Here is a 16,215-nt window from a genome sequence, read left to right as displayed (position 1 = left end):
ACCATTGTTGATCTCTAAAACTATTCAATCAAAAAAAACCTGAACCTAGTAAATAAGTTCAGGTTTTTTTGTGAATTATACTAAACCAGCCTAAAAACCCTAAACAGGTGATTATAACCAGTTTAATGAAATGTATAATTATCTCAGCTCATCTGCTTTTTTCAGAGCAGCTTCAGCCTCGTCATATTTCTTAGTCAGCGTGTAGATTCTAGCCAACAGCTCCCAGTACTTTGCTTCGTCTGGCTTCACGTCTTTCGCTTTAGTTGCCAAAGGCTCTGCTTTTGCAGTCATTTCAGCAATCTTACCTTCCAGCTCAGTCGCTTTTGCTTTGTCTTTGAAAGAGCCGCTTGCACTTCTTGGCAGGTCGTTCAGCTCTCTGTTGTAAACTGTTGCTCTGTTGTAGTACAGTGCACTTGCATTGTACAGACCATCAGTGTTCTCAGGGTTGATAGACAACAGGTTGTCGTACTGAGCAGCAGCTTTGTCAAAGTACTCTTGGCTTTTTGCCATATCGCCATCTTCTCTAGCTTTCTCAGCAGACTGGTCATAAAGAACAGCCAAGTTGAAGTTCAGCATTTCATCCTTAGGCTTAGCAGCCAATTGTGACTCGATAGATCCAATTGCATCGTCAAGTCTGTCCAGTCTTGCATAGTAAGAAACAACTTGAGCATTCAGTGTTTCGTCTTCTGGCATTACTTCCAGACCTTGTTTAGCAACTTCCAAAGCTTGAGCGTAAACCTCATTTGCTTTTTCTTGAGCAGCTTTTACATCTGACTCAAGCTTAGCCAATTTTGCTTTTTCCTCTTCCAATTGCGCTTTTGCATCAGCAGCAGCTTTCTTGTTTTCAGCTGCTTTTTGAGCAGAACCTCTGTAACGCTTACCAGCGCCTTTACCGTAGTAATCAGCTCTTTCAGTAGCTTGCTCAAGCTCTTTATTCAGCTTCTCGATGTTACCTTTTGCTTCTTTGATGTCATACTGCTTAGAAGAGATTTCTTCTTCGTAAGGAGCTGCTTTCTTAGAAACAAAAGTAAGCTCTTGGTAATACATGTTAGGATCAACAAAGTCCAAAGCTTTCAGCTTGTTGATCAACTCCACTGTTTTTTCTTGTGCAGCAATAGCCTCTTCGTCTGAAGCCTCACCTGCTACAGTAGCAGCAGCATAGAAAGCGTATTTACCAGCAGTTGTATCTTCTGGCTTTACATTAAATGCTCTTTCCAAGTTTTCCAATGCAGCTTGGTAATCATTTTCGTTGAATGCGTTAGCACCTGCTTGGAAGAAGTGGTTGTAAAGAACATCGTAGCTTGACTGTCCACCTTTCAGCACGTTTGCTGGCGCCTCAGGGTTGAACACTTCTTGGTATACAGAGCCTTTCTCCTCTTCTACCTCTTTGATTTTAAGGTAAGAAGCTTTTGCTTGCTCGATATACTCATCTACTTGCTCTTCAGGAGTTTCTTCTGAAGTAGCCAATGCAGTGTATGCATCGCCTAGCTCTTTCAATGTTTTAGCACTCGCAACTTCAGGTTGTACTTTATCAGTTTTACCTTTTGCTTTGTACTTTTCGTTTTTAGCTGCAACTTTTGCAACTTCTTGATCAGCTTTTTCCTGCACTGCCTGCAGGTCAGCTTTAAGTTCCTCAACAGATTTTTGTGGTGCAGCAGGAGTACCGTTCTGCGCAAATGATGTTGATAATACTGTTACAGAAAGCAACAGTAAAAAAGTGATTCTTAGGAGTTTCATAGAAAATTATACTTTTCTTAAATTATATTGCACTTTTTTAAAAGGTGTTCGCAAAACTAGCAGAAAAATACATAACTATTGATGACAAATAACATTATTTTAACCCTCCAAGTTGTTCTTTTAACACGTTTTAAAGCTTTGTAAACCCCTTTTATCCATTTAAAGTGTTCTGTCATTAATCGTGACTATCATTAAAACCCGATCTTTAAGTTAAAGGGTTTCAATACCTTCCTAATATTGAATATATCACACATCTTATAGACACTGTTATAACACACCAATAGAACAGTTTAATTTCTGGGAATTAAGTTTTCTCCAACAAAAAAAGGACTACTAGAATACCTAGCAGTCCTTTTGGGCTTTGAGACACTTTATTGTCTCTCAAAAATATTCGCTTACTCTTCTTCTTCAGAGGCAGTATTTTCTGCTGAAGGATTCTCCGTTTCTGTTGAAGGAGTTTCCAACACTTCACCTTCTTCAAGGATCTCCTCTTCTTTTTCAAGAGCATTTACTTTTTCTACTGAAGAAATCTCATCTCCATCATTCAGACGGATCAGTTTAACTCCTTGTGTCGCTCTACCCATGACACGCAAGCCTTCAACAGCCATACGGATCGTGATACCAGACTTGGTAATAATCATCAAGTCCTCTGCATCAGTAACCGTTTCGATTGCCATCAGGCTACCTGTTTTTTCTGTTACCTGCATCGTCTTGACACCTTTACCACCACGGTTTGTGATACGGTAATCCTCAATTGCAGTACGCTTTCCGTAACCTTTTTCAGATACCACAAGCAACGTTGTTTCAGGATCACTGATACATTCCATACCAACTACCTTATCCTGATCGCCTTGCAAAGTAATCGCCTTTACACCTGTAGCAGTACGTCCCATTGCACGAACTTTCTCTTCAGGGAACCTGATAGCAAGACCAGACTTAGCTGCCACAACAATATCGCTGCTGCCATTAGTCATGCTTACATTCAGTAGCTTGTCTCCTTCATTGATATTGATCGCTGCAATACCACTTGTTCTTGGACGTGAATAAGCTTCCAGCGTAGTCTTCTTGATGATACCCTTCTCCGTACACATTACTAGGTAATGGTTATTTACGTAGTCAGGATCAGTAAGCGTTTTCACACTGATGACCGCCTGTACATTCTCTTCAGGAGAGATTTCGATCATGTTCTGAAGTGGACGTCCTTTGGAAGTCTTGCTACCTTCTGGCAAGCGGAATACTTTCAGCCAGTATACTTTACCTGCATTGGTAAAGAACAACAGGTAGTTGTGGTTTGTAGCCAAGAATAGGTGTTCTGTGTAGTCATCACTTTTGGATGCTGCACCACGTGAACCTACACCACCACGTCCTTGCTGTCTATATTCTCTTAGTGCTGTACGCTTGATATAACCTTCTTTAGAGATGGTAATGATCATTTCTTCATCAGGAATCAAATCCTCGATTTCCAGATCATCTGCATTCATCTCAATCTCAGAACGTCTTTCATCACCGTATTTATCTCTCAGCTCTACCAGTTCGTCCTTGATGATACCCATACGCATCTCCTCACTTGCCAACACTTCTTTCAAGTAAGTTACTTGCTTGGTTACTTCATCGTACTCAAGCTGAAGTTTCTCTCTTTCCAGACCTGTCAGACGTTGCAGACGCATATCCAGAATCGCTTTAGCCTGTACTTCTGAGAAGTCAAACTGCTCCATCAAGCCCAATCTTGCTATGTCTCCATCCTTTGAGCTTCTGATCAGCGCAATCACCTCATCAAGGTTGTCAAGTGCTTTCAGGTAGCCTTCCAGAATGTGCAGACGCTTTTCTGCTTCTTCCAGTTCAAACTCTGTACGACGAACCACCACTTCGTGACGGTGTCTTACATAGTATTTGATCAGCTCATAAAGGTTCAGCGTTCTTGGCTTTCCTTTAACAAGCGCTACGTTATTGATACTGAAAGAAGTTTGAAGTTGTGTATGCTTGAACAGGGTATTCAGCACCACATCAGGCATTGCATCTTTCTTCAGTTCGTAAACGATACGGATACCTCTACGGTCCGACTCATCACGAATCGTGCTGATGCCTTCAATTTTCTTATCATTGACCAACTCAGCAGTCTTCTCAATCATGGAAGCTTTGTTCACCTGATAAGGGATCTCCGTTACCACGATCATTTCTCTGCCTGACTTGTTCTCTTCAAAGTGTGACTTCGCACGCATCACAACCCTGCCACGTCCCGTCTCATAGGCTTTCTTTACGCCATCATATCCGTAAATGATACCTCCTGTCGGGAAGTCAGGAGCCGAGATGTGCTCCATCAGTTCTGCCACCGTAATTTCAGGGTTCTCGATATAAGCAACCACGCCATTGATTACCTCTGTCAGGTTGTGTGGAGCCATATTAGTGGCCATACCTACCGCAATACCGGCAGATCCATTTACCAACAGGTTAGGAATCTTACCTGGCAATACCGAAGGCTCCTTCAGGGAGTCGTCAAAGTTTGGTACGAAGTCAACCGTATTTTTCTTCAAATCTGCCAGCATTTCACTGGAGATTTCTTTCATACGAGCCTCCGTATAACGCATCGCAGCGGCAGAATCACCGTCAACCGAGCCAAAGTTACCTTGACCGTCTACCAATGGGTAACGCAGTGACCACTCTTGTGCCATACGTACCATGGTATCATATACTGACGAGTCACCATGAGGGTGATACTTACCAAGTACCTCACCTACAATCCTTGCTGATTTCTTATATGGTCTGTTGTAGCTTAGTCCCAGTTCAGACATACCGTATAACACACGGCGGTGAACTGGCTTAAGCCCATCCCTTACATCAGGAAGGGCTCTTGAGATGATTACCGACATTGAATAGTCAATGTAGGCACCTCTCATCTCGTCCTCGATATTGATCGGGATAATATTTTCTCCTTCTGCCATTCTATTATATAATTAGTTCCGGATTCATTTCAAGCGACTTCTATTTGCCTGCTTGTACCGATTTCGCATTTCAGACTGCATTCAATATGGCAGGTGTTCTTGAAATACATTTGACATGAATTCAGACACCCAAATCAAAAATCCTAAAAATGTACTTTTCTAGGATTTTTTTTGCCTTTTAACGAAGTGGCAAGATACAAAAACAAGGCGCAACTCACAACATTAATACCAGCATGAATAAAGGAATAAATGGAATGTAAAATCGGTTTTAAAACCCGAATGGATTGCTTAAAAAAAGAACTCTCCGAAATACTTCAGTTCTAATGTATTATTGAAGGATTCCGAGGAGCTTATATTTATTTTTTCATACAAAAAATAAAGCCATTAGAAATATAGAACTGACATTAATATTAAAACGTGTTTTCCATTCATCTCTCCCTCCTTCCGAAAGCACATTGGTATACTCTGAACCTAGCCAAGGCTGGTTCTTACCCATAGCGAAGTCTACATAAGTATAAACACTACCTGCTGAAACCATTACCCTAACTATGTTCATCTAGGAAAGTATCATCATGGGTTTCAAATTTTCCACCCTTTGAAGTAGGGTAAAGGTGATGGATTGTATTCTTGAAAAATTTCCACGAAAACTCAATAAAACTAAACTTCACTGCGTAAACACATCTCTACCTACTCAGTACCTCTTTATACGACACACAGTGTTTAACATTTTTTAATGAGGCATCTTTTCCGCTTCCATTTTTACCATTCATTATTATTGCAAGGAATTGTGAAACTGGAAAAAGGCTTGAGCAAGTTGAAGTGAATATCCATCAGGATAAAGCATTAACAATGCTTACTCTCAACCATTCAAACCTCGTACCTGAGATCAAATAGTTAAAACCATAGACATAATCACCCTTTGTTAGGCTACAAAGCATTACGGTCTTGGTATTATTTTATATTTTGGCGAATCTGTTTTCAGTCATAAACAAAAACCAATGGAAATACTGGAGAAACAGAAGCGAGGAAAAGCTTCTGCCTCAAATATGGATCTTATGAAAAACTTCAAGCAAATCAACAACATCACCGGTTGGGCGGTGTTCCTTGTGGCGCTGATTGTCTATACAATCACACTGGAGGAAACTGCCAGCTTTTGGGACTGTGGTGAGTTTATTGCCGTGTCCTACAAGCTGATGGTACCCCACCCTCCTGGTACACCATTTTTTCAGCTAATCAACAGAATGTTCTCTTTCCTTGCTCTAGGTGATGTGACAAGAGTAGCTTTCTGGATCAACTTCTCGTCTGCATTTTTCAGTGCGTTAACGATTCTTTTCCTTCACTGGACAATTGTATTGTTAGGCATGAAAATCATTAAGCCTGCCAATGGAAAAGAGTACTCTACAGGGCAAATCATTACCCTGATGGGTGCAGGTGCTGTTGGTGCGCTGGCTTATACTTTCTCAGACTCTTTCTGGTTCTCCGCTGTAGAAGCAGAAGTATATGCAATGTCCTCATTCCTGACTGCCGCTATTATCTGGGCAATCCTGAAATGGGAACGTATTGAGAAAGCCGCTATCGCTAACCGTTGGCTAATCCTGATTGCCTATATCATTGGTCTTTCAATGGGTGTTCACTTGTTGAACCTTGTGGTACTACCTGCTATGGCCATGATTTTCTATAACAAGCACTACCCTGAAGGAAACTTGAAAGGGTTGGTTGTTGCTATTGGTATAGGTGGCATACTGATTTTGGTATTTATGTTTGGCGTAATCCAAGGACTTCCTGAAATCACTTTTGGCTTCGATAAGTTCTTTGTCAATACATTGGGAATGCCTTTCAGTACTGGTGGTATTTTCTTCGCAATATTGCTGTTGGGTGGTGTTGCATACGGAATATATTACTCCCAAGTACATGGCAAAGTAACCATGAACAATATTTTCCTTGGTTTGGCTTTCGTCCTGATTGGTTATAGCTCTTATACATTGCTACTGATCCGTTCCAATCAAGAGACACCAATTAACGAAAATGCTCCTGACGACCTACTGAGCTTCGTATCTTACCTGAAACGTGAGCAGTATGGTGACAGACCTCTGCTTTACGGACGTAACTTTACAGCTCAGCCTACTGAAACAAAACAGGTAGGTGACAAATACCGTCAGGCTACAAAAAATGGAAAAGACTACTATGAGGTATATGACCACAAAGTAAAACAAATTTACGACCGTAAAGACGAGATGCTGCTGCCTCGTATGTACAGCAAGCAACCAGGTCATGATAGACTGTATCAAGAAAAAACAGGCTTGCAGCAAGGAGAGAAACCTACTATGGGTGACAACCTTTACTTCATGTTTGACTATCAGCTAGGCCACATGTATGCCCGCTACTTTATGTGGAACTTTGCAGGTAGACAGAGTGACTATAAAGATGCAGGATGGAGCGCTCCTTGGGATGCTTTTGCTGCAGACCTTCCTGGTGTATTGGAAAACAACAAGGCAAGAACCAACTTCTTTATGTTGCCACTGCTACTGGGTCTGTTAGGACTATTTTTCCAGCAGACAAAAGATCAAAAAAGCTTCCTAGTAATGCTGATGATCTTCTTCCTTACAGGTGTAGCCCTTGTACTTTACCTAAACTCACCTCCAGTAGAGCCACGTGAGCGTGACTACATTTATGTAGGGTCCTTCTATGTATTTGCTATTTGGATAGGAATGGGTGTAATGGCCATTTCAGAGCTTCTGCAAAGTAAAGCTAAAGGCGTTACTGCCCCTGCCATAGCTACAGCACTTTGTATGGTAGTTCCTGTACTGATGGGTACAAGCGGATGGGAGAGCCATAACCGCTCTAATAGATTCCACTCTATTGATCAGGCTCGTAACACCTTAGCCAGTTGTGCACCAAATGCTATCCTATTTACAGGTGGTGATAACGATACGTTCCCTCTTTGGTATGTACAAAATGTAGAAGGCTACAGAACGGATGTAAGGGTTGCCGTATTGAGCTACTTTAGTACAGGATGGTACCTAGAGCAAATGCGTCAGCAACAGTATGAATCGGCTCCATTACCACTTGGACTGGATCAGGAAAACTACCGTGAAGGTAAAAACGAATATATTCCTCTTGTACCGGATGACAGAGCTAAAGGCGGTGTTAACCTGAGTGCTTACCTTTCTTTGGTTAACCAGAATAGCCCTGCCGTACAGGTTCCTTTAAGTGATGGAACACGTACAGCTATGCTACTTTCAGATACATTCGTTTTGGATGTAGACAGCTCGGGTGTTATCAATCAAGGCTTTATTCCTAAAGGAAAAGAAGATCAGGTTGTCAGCAAAATGGTTTGGAAACTAGGAAGAGGTAAACGCCATATCTTCAAAAATGAATTGGCGTTACTGGACCTGATTTCCAACAACAAAAACTGGGAACGTCCGATTTACTTCAACAATACATCAGCGAATACCTTAAGCATGGATCTTCGCAGATATATGATGCTGGAGGGCATGACTTACCGTCTGATGCCTATTATAACTGAAAACACTGGTGATGTAGGGGAAGTAAACACTGATGTAATGCTTGAAAACATCAAGCACTTCCAGTTCCGTGAGATGAACAACACTGATGTTTACTATGATGATGAGTACCGTAAGTTTGGAGCCAATACGCGTTACAACTTCTACCGTTTGGCTGAAGACCTATATCTGAAAGACCGTGAGGCTGAAGCTAAGCAAGTAATGGACTCTGTATTGTACCATATTCCTGACAATACGATTCCATACAGCTTCTATGCTCCACGCTATGCAGATCTTTACCACAGACTTGGAGATCATAAAATGGCAGACTCTATTGCCAATACTGTAGCTGAGCGAGCAAAAGAAACAATCGTTTACTACTTAAACCATAACAGCGCTGATGAAAGTGTGCAATCACTAGCTCAACGCAGTATGGTAACACTTCAGCAACTTTCTATGATGTATAAGAGCAATGCTGAAGAAGCGCAACAAAAAGTAAAAATGCTTAAGGAACGTGGTCAGGAAATTCTGGAGCTTCCTGAAACGCAACTGATGCAGGAAATTAAACGCAATGAAGAGTTGATTCACATCTACCACGAAAGAGCCAACAAATACGGTCAGATTTATGCTGAAGTATATGGTGATATGTATGGAAGATAGAATAAGATTCATCATCGGAAATAATTAATATAAAGGCTGCTCTATTAATGGGCAGCCTTTTTTTGTGATTAGTCAAGAAGTTTCACCTCCAAAACTTATCTACTATAGATTATTGTTCATTATAATTGATACAATTCTTCTAAAATGACCTTCCGCATTCTATTTCCCTTTCTTACGCTGTAACTTCGCTATTAACTATCACTCTGTAACTTCACCATCTATGTCCAATAAGCTTTACTTACTCCTCTTACTGTGCCTTGTTTCTCTACAGCTGATGGCACAGCGTACATACCTCAGTCATCAACTCAACAGTAATTCCCTAGAAATTACAACAAGTGACGGTAAAATCACGATTACCCCATATACTGAAGATGCTTTTCAGGTACAATTCCATAGCAAGGACACCACCAACTATCCTGCATTTGCTGTAGTTACTCCTCCTCAAAAACTTCAAACAGCATTTGCTTCCAAAGGCAACACCCTCCAGTATGGAACGGAAACAGAAGGCGCTTTAAATGTCCAAATCACTAAAACACCCTTTAATATTCGGTTCTATTATGGCAATAAATCTCTCACCTACGAAGCTGACGGTTACTTTGATACAGACTCACTCAAAGGCTTCAAATTCAGCACAGAAAAAGATGAACACCTGTACGGAGGTGGAGAAAGGGCTCTTCCTCTTGACCGGTCTGGATATAGACTTCCATTATACAACAAAGCACATTATGGCTATGAGGAACACAGTGAACAGATGAATTATGGAATGCCTTTAGTCATTTCATCAAAGAATTACGCCATCCTCTTTGACAATCCAACTAGTGGGTTTATTGACTTTGGCAAGACAGACAAACGAGTACTTTCCTTTGAAGCTTTAGGAGGAAACATGACTTACTTTATCATTGGAGGAAATACGCCTGCCGAAGTGACAACCCACCTTACAAAGCTGACAGGCAGGCAACCACTACCTCCAAGATGGGCTTTCGGAAACTTTGCCTCACGGTTTGGATACCATTCTCAACAGCAAGTCAAACAGGTTGCAGACCAATTCCGCCAAGAGCATATACCTCTGGATGCAGTGGTGCTAGACCTTTTCTGGTTCGGCCCTCAGGTGGTCGGTTATATGGGAAACCTTGACTGGTACCGTGACGCATTTCCAAACCCTGACCAGATGATTGAAAACCTGAATGACAAAGGCATCAAAACGGTACTTATCACAGAACCCTTTATTTTGACCACTTCCAAAAACTTCCCTCAGGCTGTAAGTCAAAAAGTACTGGGGACAGACCGCTCAGGTAAAGCCTTTGTCTATCAATTCTTTTTTGGTGAAACAGGGTTGGTAGACATTTTTAAACCAAGAGCCAAAAGGTGGTTTTGGAGCTTCTACGACAAACAGGTCAAAAAAGGTGTTGAAGGATGGTGGGGTGACCTTGGAGAACCTGAAGTCCACCCTAGCGAATTACAACATATCAATGGCAGCGCTGACTTGGTTCATAATGCTTACGGGCATGAATGGGCAAAAATGATATATGAAGGATATGAAAAAAACTATCCTGACAAAAGGCTATTCATGCTAATGCGATCGGGTTTTGTAGGCTCCCAACGTTATGGTCTAATACCTTGGTCTGGGGATGTAAACAGAACCTTTGGAGGTTTAAAACCTCAAGTAAATATTTCCTTGACCATGGGCATGAGCGGACTTGGCTATATGCACTCAGACCTCGGTGGTTTTGCCATTGGTGAGCAAACTGTTCAGGAAGTCGAAGAATTGTATATCAGATGGATGCAGTATGGCGTATTTCAGCCTATTTACAGACCACACAGCCAAGAAGGTATTCCTTCAGAGGTCATTTATTTTAAGGGAAAAACGAAAGACATCGTCAAACGCTATATTGAAATGCGCTACAAGCTTCATCCTTACATTTACTCCCTTGCCTTTGAAAACAGTCAAACAGGCATGCCTTTGATGCGTCCACTCTTTTTTGAAGAACCAAACAATAGAGAATTACTCAACTATGACAAGAGCTACTTGTTTGGTGACAACATACTTGTGACACCCATCACTTCCAAAGGAGAGAAGACAGCCAAAACATACCTACCTCAAGGCAACCAATGGGTAGATTTCTGGACTGATAGGACTTATAACGGAGGTCAGTGGGTAACAACTTCCCTAACAATGGATGACATCCCCGTTTTTGTAAAAGGAGGTAGTTTTATTCCTATGTCTCCACTGTTTCAAAGCCTATCCAACTACAATTCTGACAGCTTGACCATACACTATTTTGCAGATCCAAAAGTCAGTGAAAGCAATGGGCAAATGTATGATGATGATGGTAAAACAAAAGACTCCTTCAAGAAAGGGCAATATGAACTAATGACATTCAGTGCTGAGAATAAAAAAGGGAACATGACATTTACTTTCAACCAGTCTGGAGGAGTATATACAGGGCAACCCGAAACCCGAAAAATCGAGTTGGTTGCCCATCAGGTTCTGGTCGCACCAAAAAAAGTAAAAGTCAACAAGGATCACTTGGACGCCAAAGACTATCATTATAATCTTGAGAAGCAAACCTTAAGTATTCCTTTCAACTGGAAAAAAGGAGAAGAAGTCATTATTAAAATCAAATAATAAACAGAGAGCTTATTCCATAAAAAGTTCATTGAAACATATTGATAAGAAATTGTTTAAAACAATGATTTTTTGTCTCAGTGTATTTATATTTAGTTAGTAACTAACTACATAACCCAAACACTTTTTATGGAACAGTTCATGACCTTTATCCTGTCATGGAAAGGCTTTTTATTGCTTTTCCTAATTGTATCAGCGATTTACATTCACTTTAGGGGCAAAACCCGTTACTCGTTTTTAAGACAATTGACAGACCATAGTACTTTTATGGCACCTATCAATTTGTTGATGTACCTGTTTTCTTCCGCCCCGTCAAAACCATACCTTTCCACTGCTGACTTTCCTCAATTGAGTTTACTGAAAGACAATTGGGAAACGATACGTGAAGAAGCTCTTCTACTTGAACAAAGTGAACTGATTAAAGGCGCTGACAAATACAACGACATTGGTTTCAACTCTTTTTTCAGGCGAGGCTGGAAAAGGTTTTACCTCAAATGGTACAATGACTTTCACCCATCTGCATTGGAATACTGTCCTAAAACCATAGAATTGGTCAGACAGGTGCCAGGCATCAAGGCTGCAATGTTTGTCGTACTTCCTGCCGGTAGCTTTTTGCCGGAACACCGAGACCCGTATGCAGGATCTTTGCGCTACCATTTAGGGCTGATTACACCAAATGATGAAAAATGTGAAATTGTAGTTGATGGTCAATCCTACTTTTGGAAAGATGGCGAAGATGTATTGTTTGATGAAACTTATATACATCATGCTGAAAATGCAACAGAGAAAGATCGCCTGATTTTCTTCTGCGATGTAGAGCGACCTATGAAGCTAGTGATAGGAAAATGGTTGAACAGCTTTTTCAGTTGGTTTATTATGGCAGCAGCTGCTTCTCCAAACATGAAAAACGACAAGACAGGAAACCTCAACAAGGCTTTCCGCTATTTATATTCAGTTAGGTTATTAGGAAAGGAAATCAAGCAAAAAAACAAACCTGTCTACTATGGGTTGAAGTATGCCATTTTTGTTTCAATTTTCTATCTCATATTTTTCTAGAAAAACTCCTTCTGAAAAAAGGACAACGCTTAAAAGTGTTGTCCTTTTTATCTATTTAGATTCGCTTCCCTGTTTATTGATATACTCTTCCAGTTTGGCTATCTGCCTTTTCAGCTTCCTTGTCTTTTCAGAGTTGAGTCCATATGTATTGGCTATGGTTTTGGATTTCGGTAACTGATAAAGCTCCTGCAACTTATGCAGCATCTTCTCTAATTTTTTCACGTCTTCATCCGAAACGATCATCACTTCAGACAAAGAATTATCTATTTCTCGCAACTCTGCATCTCCCTTAAAACTTTCTCCTATCTTTCGAAGCTTTGTTACCTGATTGTTGTAAAGCTCTTTCACCTTTTTATTTCTATAAAGTAAAAAAGCCATCAGGATCAGAAACGGAACCAGTATTACTAAAAAGTATAACATATCATTAGATTTGTGTGCTTTGGTACTGCTAAATATAAGTAGTAAGCAGATTTGGATATTCAAATTTCCCGATCACTTTCAGATTAAAAAGTATCGTAAAGTGTTAGTCCATTCACTCAAGATCATCATTTATATTGATGTACTGTGCAAAGACTGGAAAAGTTGGAAAATAAAATTAATAGATACGGAAAATTAAAATAGAAATGGCAGCAAAAAGAATTCAACTCTCTAAAACCGGACCTGAGTTTTCACGTGTTGCAGCAGGTGTTTGGAAATGGGACAACCTTAATACGCAACAAATTGACACTTTGGTAAAGGCAGGAATTGAATCTGGTATTACCACATTTGATCATGCGGATATTTACGGAAGCTATACATGTGAAGAAGCTTTCGGAAAAGTGCTTCGTCAGGATAGCTCATTGAGAGACAAGATAGAGCTGGTTTCCAAATGTGGCATCAAACTGCTCTCTCCCAACAGACCTGATCATAAGGTTCACTCTTATGACACTAGCAAAAGCCATATTGTTAGTTCTGTTGAAAACTCGCTTAAGATGCTCGAAACGGAGTACCTTGACTTGTTACTGATCCATCGTCCTGACCCTTTGATGCATCCTGATGAAATTGCTGAAGCTTTTTATCAGTTACAGAAAAGTGGAAAGGTTCTTCATTTCGGTGTTTCCAATTTTACCCCGTCTCAGTTTGAAATGCTGAATTCAAGATTTACACTGGTAACAAACCAAGTAGAGATTTCTGCACTTCACCGTGATACAATCTTTGATGGAACTTTGGACCAATGTATTCAACACAGTATTGTACCGATGGCTTGGTCACCATTAGGAAGCGGACAGATTTTCACTGAAACGGATGATCCTACAGTAAGGAGATTACGAGATAAAGTAATTGAGATAGCTACTAACCATAATAATGCAGGCATTGACCAGATCCTGTTGGCTTGGCTGATGAAACACCCTTCTCAAATACTGCCAATTCTTGGTACAAGCAAGCCTGAACGTATAAAGGCCGCAGCTGATGCCATTGATATTGACCTTAGCAGAGATGAATGGTTTGAAATTCTGGTAGCTGCACAAGGTCATCCAATACCATAAGTCAGTTATACAAAAGAAAAGCACCATGTTTAATGTCATGGTGCTTTTCCTTTCTTTGACAAGAAATTTTATTGTTCTAAGATAAGTCCCATTACCTTGCCCTTTTCATTGTAGTAAACGACTCTATCCATATGTCCACCACTGTCATACATCTCTAACTTATTGAGTTTTCCTCGGGTATAAAACTGCTGAAGCACCATATAACCATCGTCATAGTGTATCACACGTTCTACCACTTTCCTTTTATTATAAATCGTCCAAATGCCATGGGGTTTTCCTTCTGAAAATCTTGCTACGATTGTACCATTTTCATCCTCTTCTGTAACCACCGATTTTTCAGTCAGGGCTGTCAGCAATTGGATTTCGGCATCAAAATTCCGTTTGATTGTCATAGCAGCATCTTTCCCTGTATGGCAAATGATACAACGGCTATGATCCAATAACTGATTCCCCTTTGCATAGACCAGCCACTGATCTCCTTGGTGTAAAAAACGATCTACAGTAACATCTCGCAAATGCATTGGAGAAAATAACATTACCTTCTCATCAATGTTACCTTTAATCAACTTATCTATACGAAAAATCACTTGCTGACCATTGAAAGCGACAATTTCTGTAATGCTTTCGGTGCTGCTTACGACAGAACCTACAAAAATAAGGTCTGACTCATGGTAGGTTCTTAGCTTTTGGGTATAAGATGGTTGTACTACTGAAATCAGCAGTAAAGTTATGAGTATTCTCATTACAGGGTTAATTGGTTTTTAGCTAGTTAGTGTAAGTTCTATAATTGGATGTATCCATAACATCCTAATGGGTTATTAAATCTCGAATACTGAAATACATCAGTAGATTCGCCTATATCATTGTGTACTATATTATGAAGTTAAGTAATAAAAAGCGGATAAACAGACAGTTCTCCAGATATTCTACATTTTAATACTGGATAAAGTGAAATTTAACGCTTTGAGAGGCTAAATGGTAAGTATAGTCCCATCTTAAAAACAAGAATGAACAGTTAACAAACAAAAAATCCCTGCATATTATTTGGCAACAATATGCAGGGAAGTATGATTATAACGCAAATGCTTCTGCCAGCAGCTCATAGGAACGAAGCCTATCCTTGAAATCATGTGTAATAGTCACAACCATCACTTCATCTGATCCATATTGCTCTGCCAAATTTTCCAGTTGCTTTTTGACAGACGCTGGTGTTCCGAATACCATCCGGTTACGGTTATGCATTATCCTTGCCTCTTCCATCGGTGACAACTGAATTTTCCGTATCTCCTCATATGGCAAAACAGGCACTCTCCTACCCGTCTCCACATAAAGCATTAGAATATCCATGGTACGTTGAAGTTCAAGCGCCTTCTCTTCCGTATCTGCACAATTCACAAAGACACAAACCAAACCTTGCGGTTGATCAGTTTTCCGCTCAGGGATAAACTCTTCACGGTACTTTTGCATGGCTTCCGGCCCGCCCAACGGATTGATGAAATGTGCCAAAGCAAAACCTACGCCTTGTCCTGCTGCATGCTGCGCACCAAACCCACTAGAACTCAATACCCAAATTGGTGGCGCTACTTCCGGTACAGGTGAAGCATAAAGTTTTGAGCCACCTGCATTGACCGGACCACTTGTAAAGGCTTTCAGTTCTGCAATCTGCTCCGGGAAACGGTCTGTATCATAATTTCCCTTATGCGAATTCAGGGCATAAATAGCTGGCGCATCTGTACCTGGTGCTCTTCCCACCCCCAAATCAATTCTGTCTGGGTATAAGGTAGCAAGCAGGTTAAAGTTTTCTGCAACCTTGTAGGCACTGTAATGTGGTAGCATCACACCTCCGGAACCTAACCTGATCTTTTCAGTATTGGCAGCCAGATGGGCTATCAATACTTCAGGAGTTGATCCTGCCAGTGTCTTGGTATTGTGATGTTCTGACACCCAAAAACGGTGATATCCCCACTTCTCAGCATGCTTCGCCAAACTTGTAGTATTCGCCAATGCCTGTGCTGGTGTATCACTTCCGGCAATAGGAGACTGATCAAGTATACTCAGCTTTATTCGTTGTGACATATTGCTTGTTCGCTTATTCAGCTGGTTTAGTCTGTAAAATTCAATATTGAATTCTTATAACTAAAGAGCTGACAAAAAAGTTGGCGACTGCC

At 40.6% G+C, this 16,215-nt stretch carries 10 protein-coding genes; 4 read left to right on the top strand and 6 right to left on the bottom strand.

What is annotated here, in order from left to right:
• Nucleotides 1–138: 138 nt before the first annotated feature.
• The 3 genes from V6R21_RS31535 to V6R21_RS31525 form a co-directional block, all read right to left on the bottom strand.
• Nucleotides 139–1,737, bottom strand: a complete 1,599-nt coding sequence (locus tag V6R21_RS31535) for a hypothetical protein (protein WP_334247459.1) — start codon at nt 1,735–1,737, stop codon at nt 139–141.
• A gap of 395 nt (nt 1,738–2,132) precedes the next feature.
• Entirely contained in the window at nt 2,133–4,676 is a 2,544-nt protein-coding gene (gene gyrA, locus V6R21_RS31530) for a DNA gyrase subunit A (RefSeq protein ID WP_334247458.1), read from the bottom strand.
• Between the two features lie 364 nt (nt 4,677–5,040).
• Nucleotides 5,041–5,232, bottom strand: coding sequence for a hypothetical protein (locus tag V6R21_RS31525; protein ID WP_334247457.1), 192 nt, complete (start codon nt 5,230–5,232; stop codon nt 5,041–5,043).
• A 442-nt stretch (nt 5,233–5,674) separates the two neighbouring features.
• On the opposite strand from V6R21_RS31525, the gene V6R21_RS31520 reads away from it, so the two are divergent.
• From V6R21_RS31520 to V6R21_RS31510, 3 genes are all read left to right on the top strand, one after another.
• Nucleotides 5,675–8,839 carry a glycosyltransferase family 117 protein gene (locus V6R21_RS31520; RefSeq protein WP_334247456.1) on the top strand — a complete coding sequence of 1,055 codons (3,165 nt, stop codon included), beginning with the start codon at nt 5,675–5,677 and terminating at the stop codon, nt 8,837–8,839.
• 220 nt (nt 8,840–9,059) lie between these two features.
• Complete coding sequence (locus tag V6R21_RS31515) at nt 9,060–11,465, top strand: TIM-barrel domain-containing protein (protein ID WP_334247455.1); 2,406 nt, start codon at nt 9,060–9,062, stop codon at nt 11,463–11,465.
• A gap of 129 nt (nt 11,466–11,594) precedes the next feature.
• On the top strand, nt 11,595–12,521 hold the full coding sequence (locus V6R21_RS31510) for an aspartyl/asparaginyl beta-hydroxylase domain-containing protein (RefSeq protein WP_334247454.1): 927 nt from the start codon (nt 11,595–11,597) through the stop codon (nt 12,519–12,521).
• A gap of 51 nt (nt 12,522–12,572) precedes the next feature.
• Here V6R21_RS31510 and V6R21_RS31505 read toward each other — a convergent pair whose 3' ends face one another.
• Nucleotides 12,573–12,941 (bottom strand): hypothetical protein, encoded by a 369-nt coding sequence (locus V6R21_RS31505; RefSeq protein ID WP_334247453.1) that lies wholly within the window; start codon nt 12,939–12,941, stop codon nt 12,573–12,575.
• Between the two features lie 203 nt (nt 12,942–13,144).
• Here V6R21_RS31505 and V6R21_RS31500 point away from each other — a divergent pair, with 203 nt between their 5' ends.
• Nucleotides 13,145–14,047: an aldo/keto reductase gene (locus V6R21_RS31500; protein WP_334247452.1), complete on the top strand. Its 903-nt coding sequence runs from the start codon at nt 13,145–13,147 to the stop codon at nt 14,045–14,047.
• 68 nt (nt 14,048–14,115) lie between these two features.
• Here V6R21_RS31500 and V6R21_RS31495 read toward each other — a convergent pair whose 3' ends face one another.
• Together V6R21_RS31495 and V6R21_RS31490 are read right to left on the bottom strand one after the other, a co-directional pair.
• The gene (locus V6R21_RS31495; RefSeq protein WP_334247451.1) at nt 14,116–14,790 is read right to left on the bottom strand and encodes a toxin-antitoxin system YwqK family antitoxin; all 675 of its coding nucleotides are present in this window, start codon (nt 14,788–14,790) and stop codon (nt 14,116–14,118) included.
• A 328-nt stretch (nt 14,791–15,118) separates the two neighbouring features.
• Nucleotides 15,119–16,123: an LLM class flavin-dependent oxidoreductase gene (locus V6R21_RS31490; RefSeq protein WP_334247450.1), complete on the bottom strand. Its 1,005-nt coding sequence runs from the start codon at nt 16,121–16,123 to the stop codon at nt 15,119–15,121.
• Between the last annotated feature and the right edge of the window lie 92 nt (nt 16,124–16,215).

The organism is Limibacter armeniacum (genome assembly GCF_036880985.1).
GTDB classification, from domain to species: Bacteria; Bacteroidota; Bacteroidia; order Cytophagales; family Flammeovirgaceae; genus Limibacter; species Limibacter armeniacum.
Note: the sequence above shows the minus strand (reverse complement) of the source record. Positions and strands in the feature narration are given on the sequence as shown.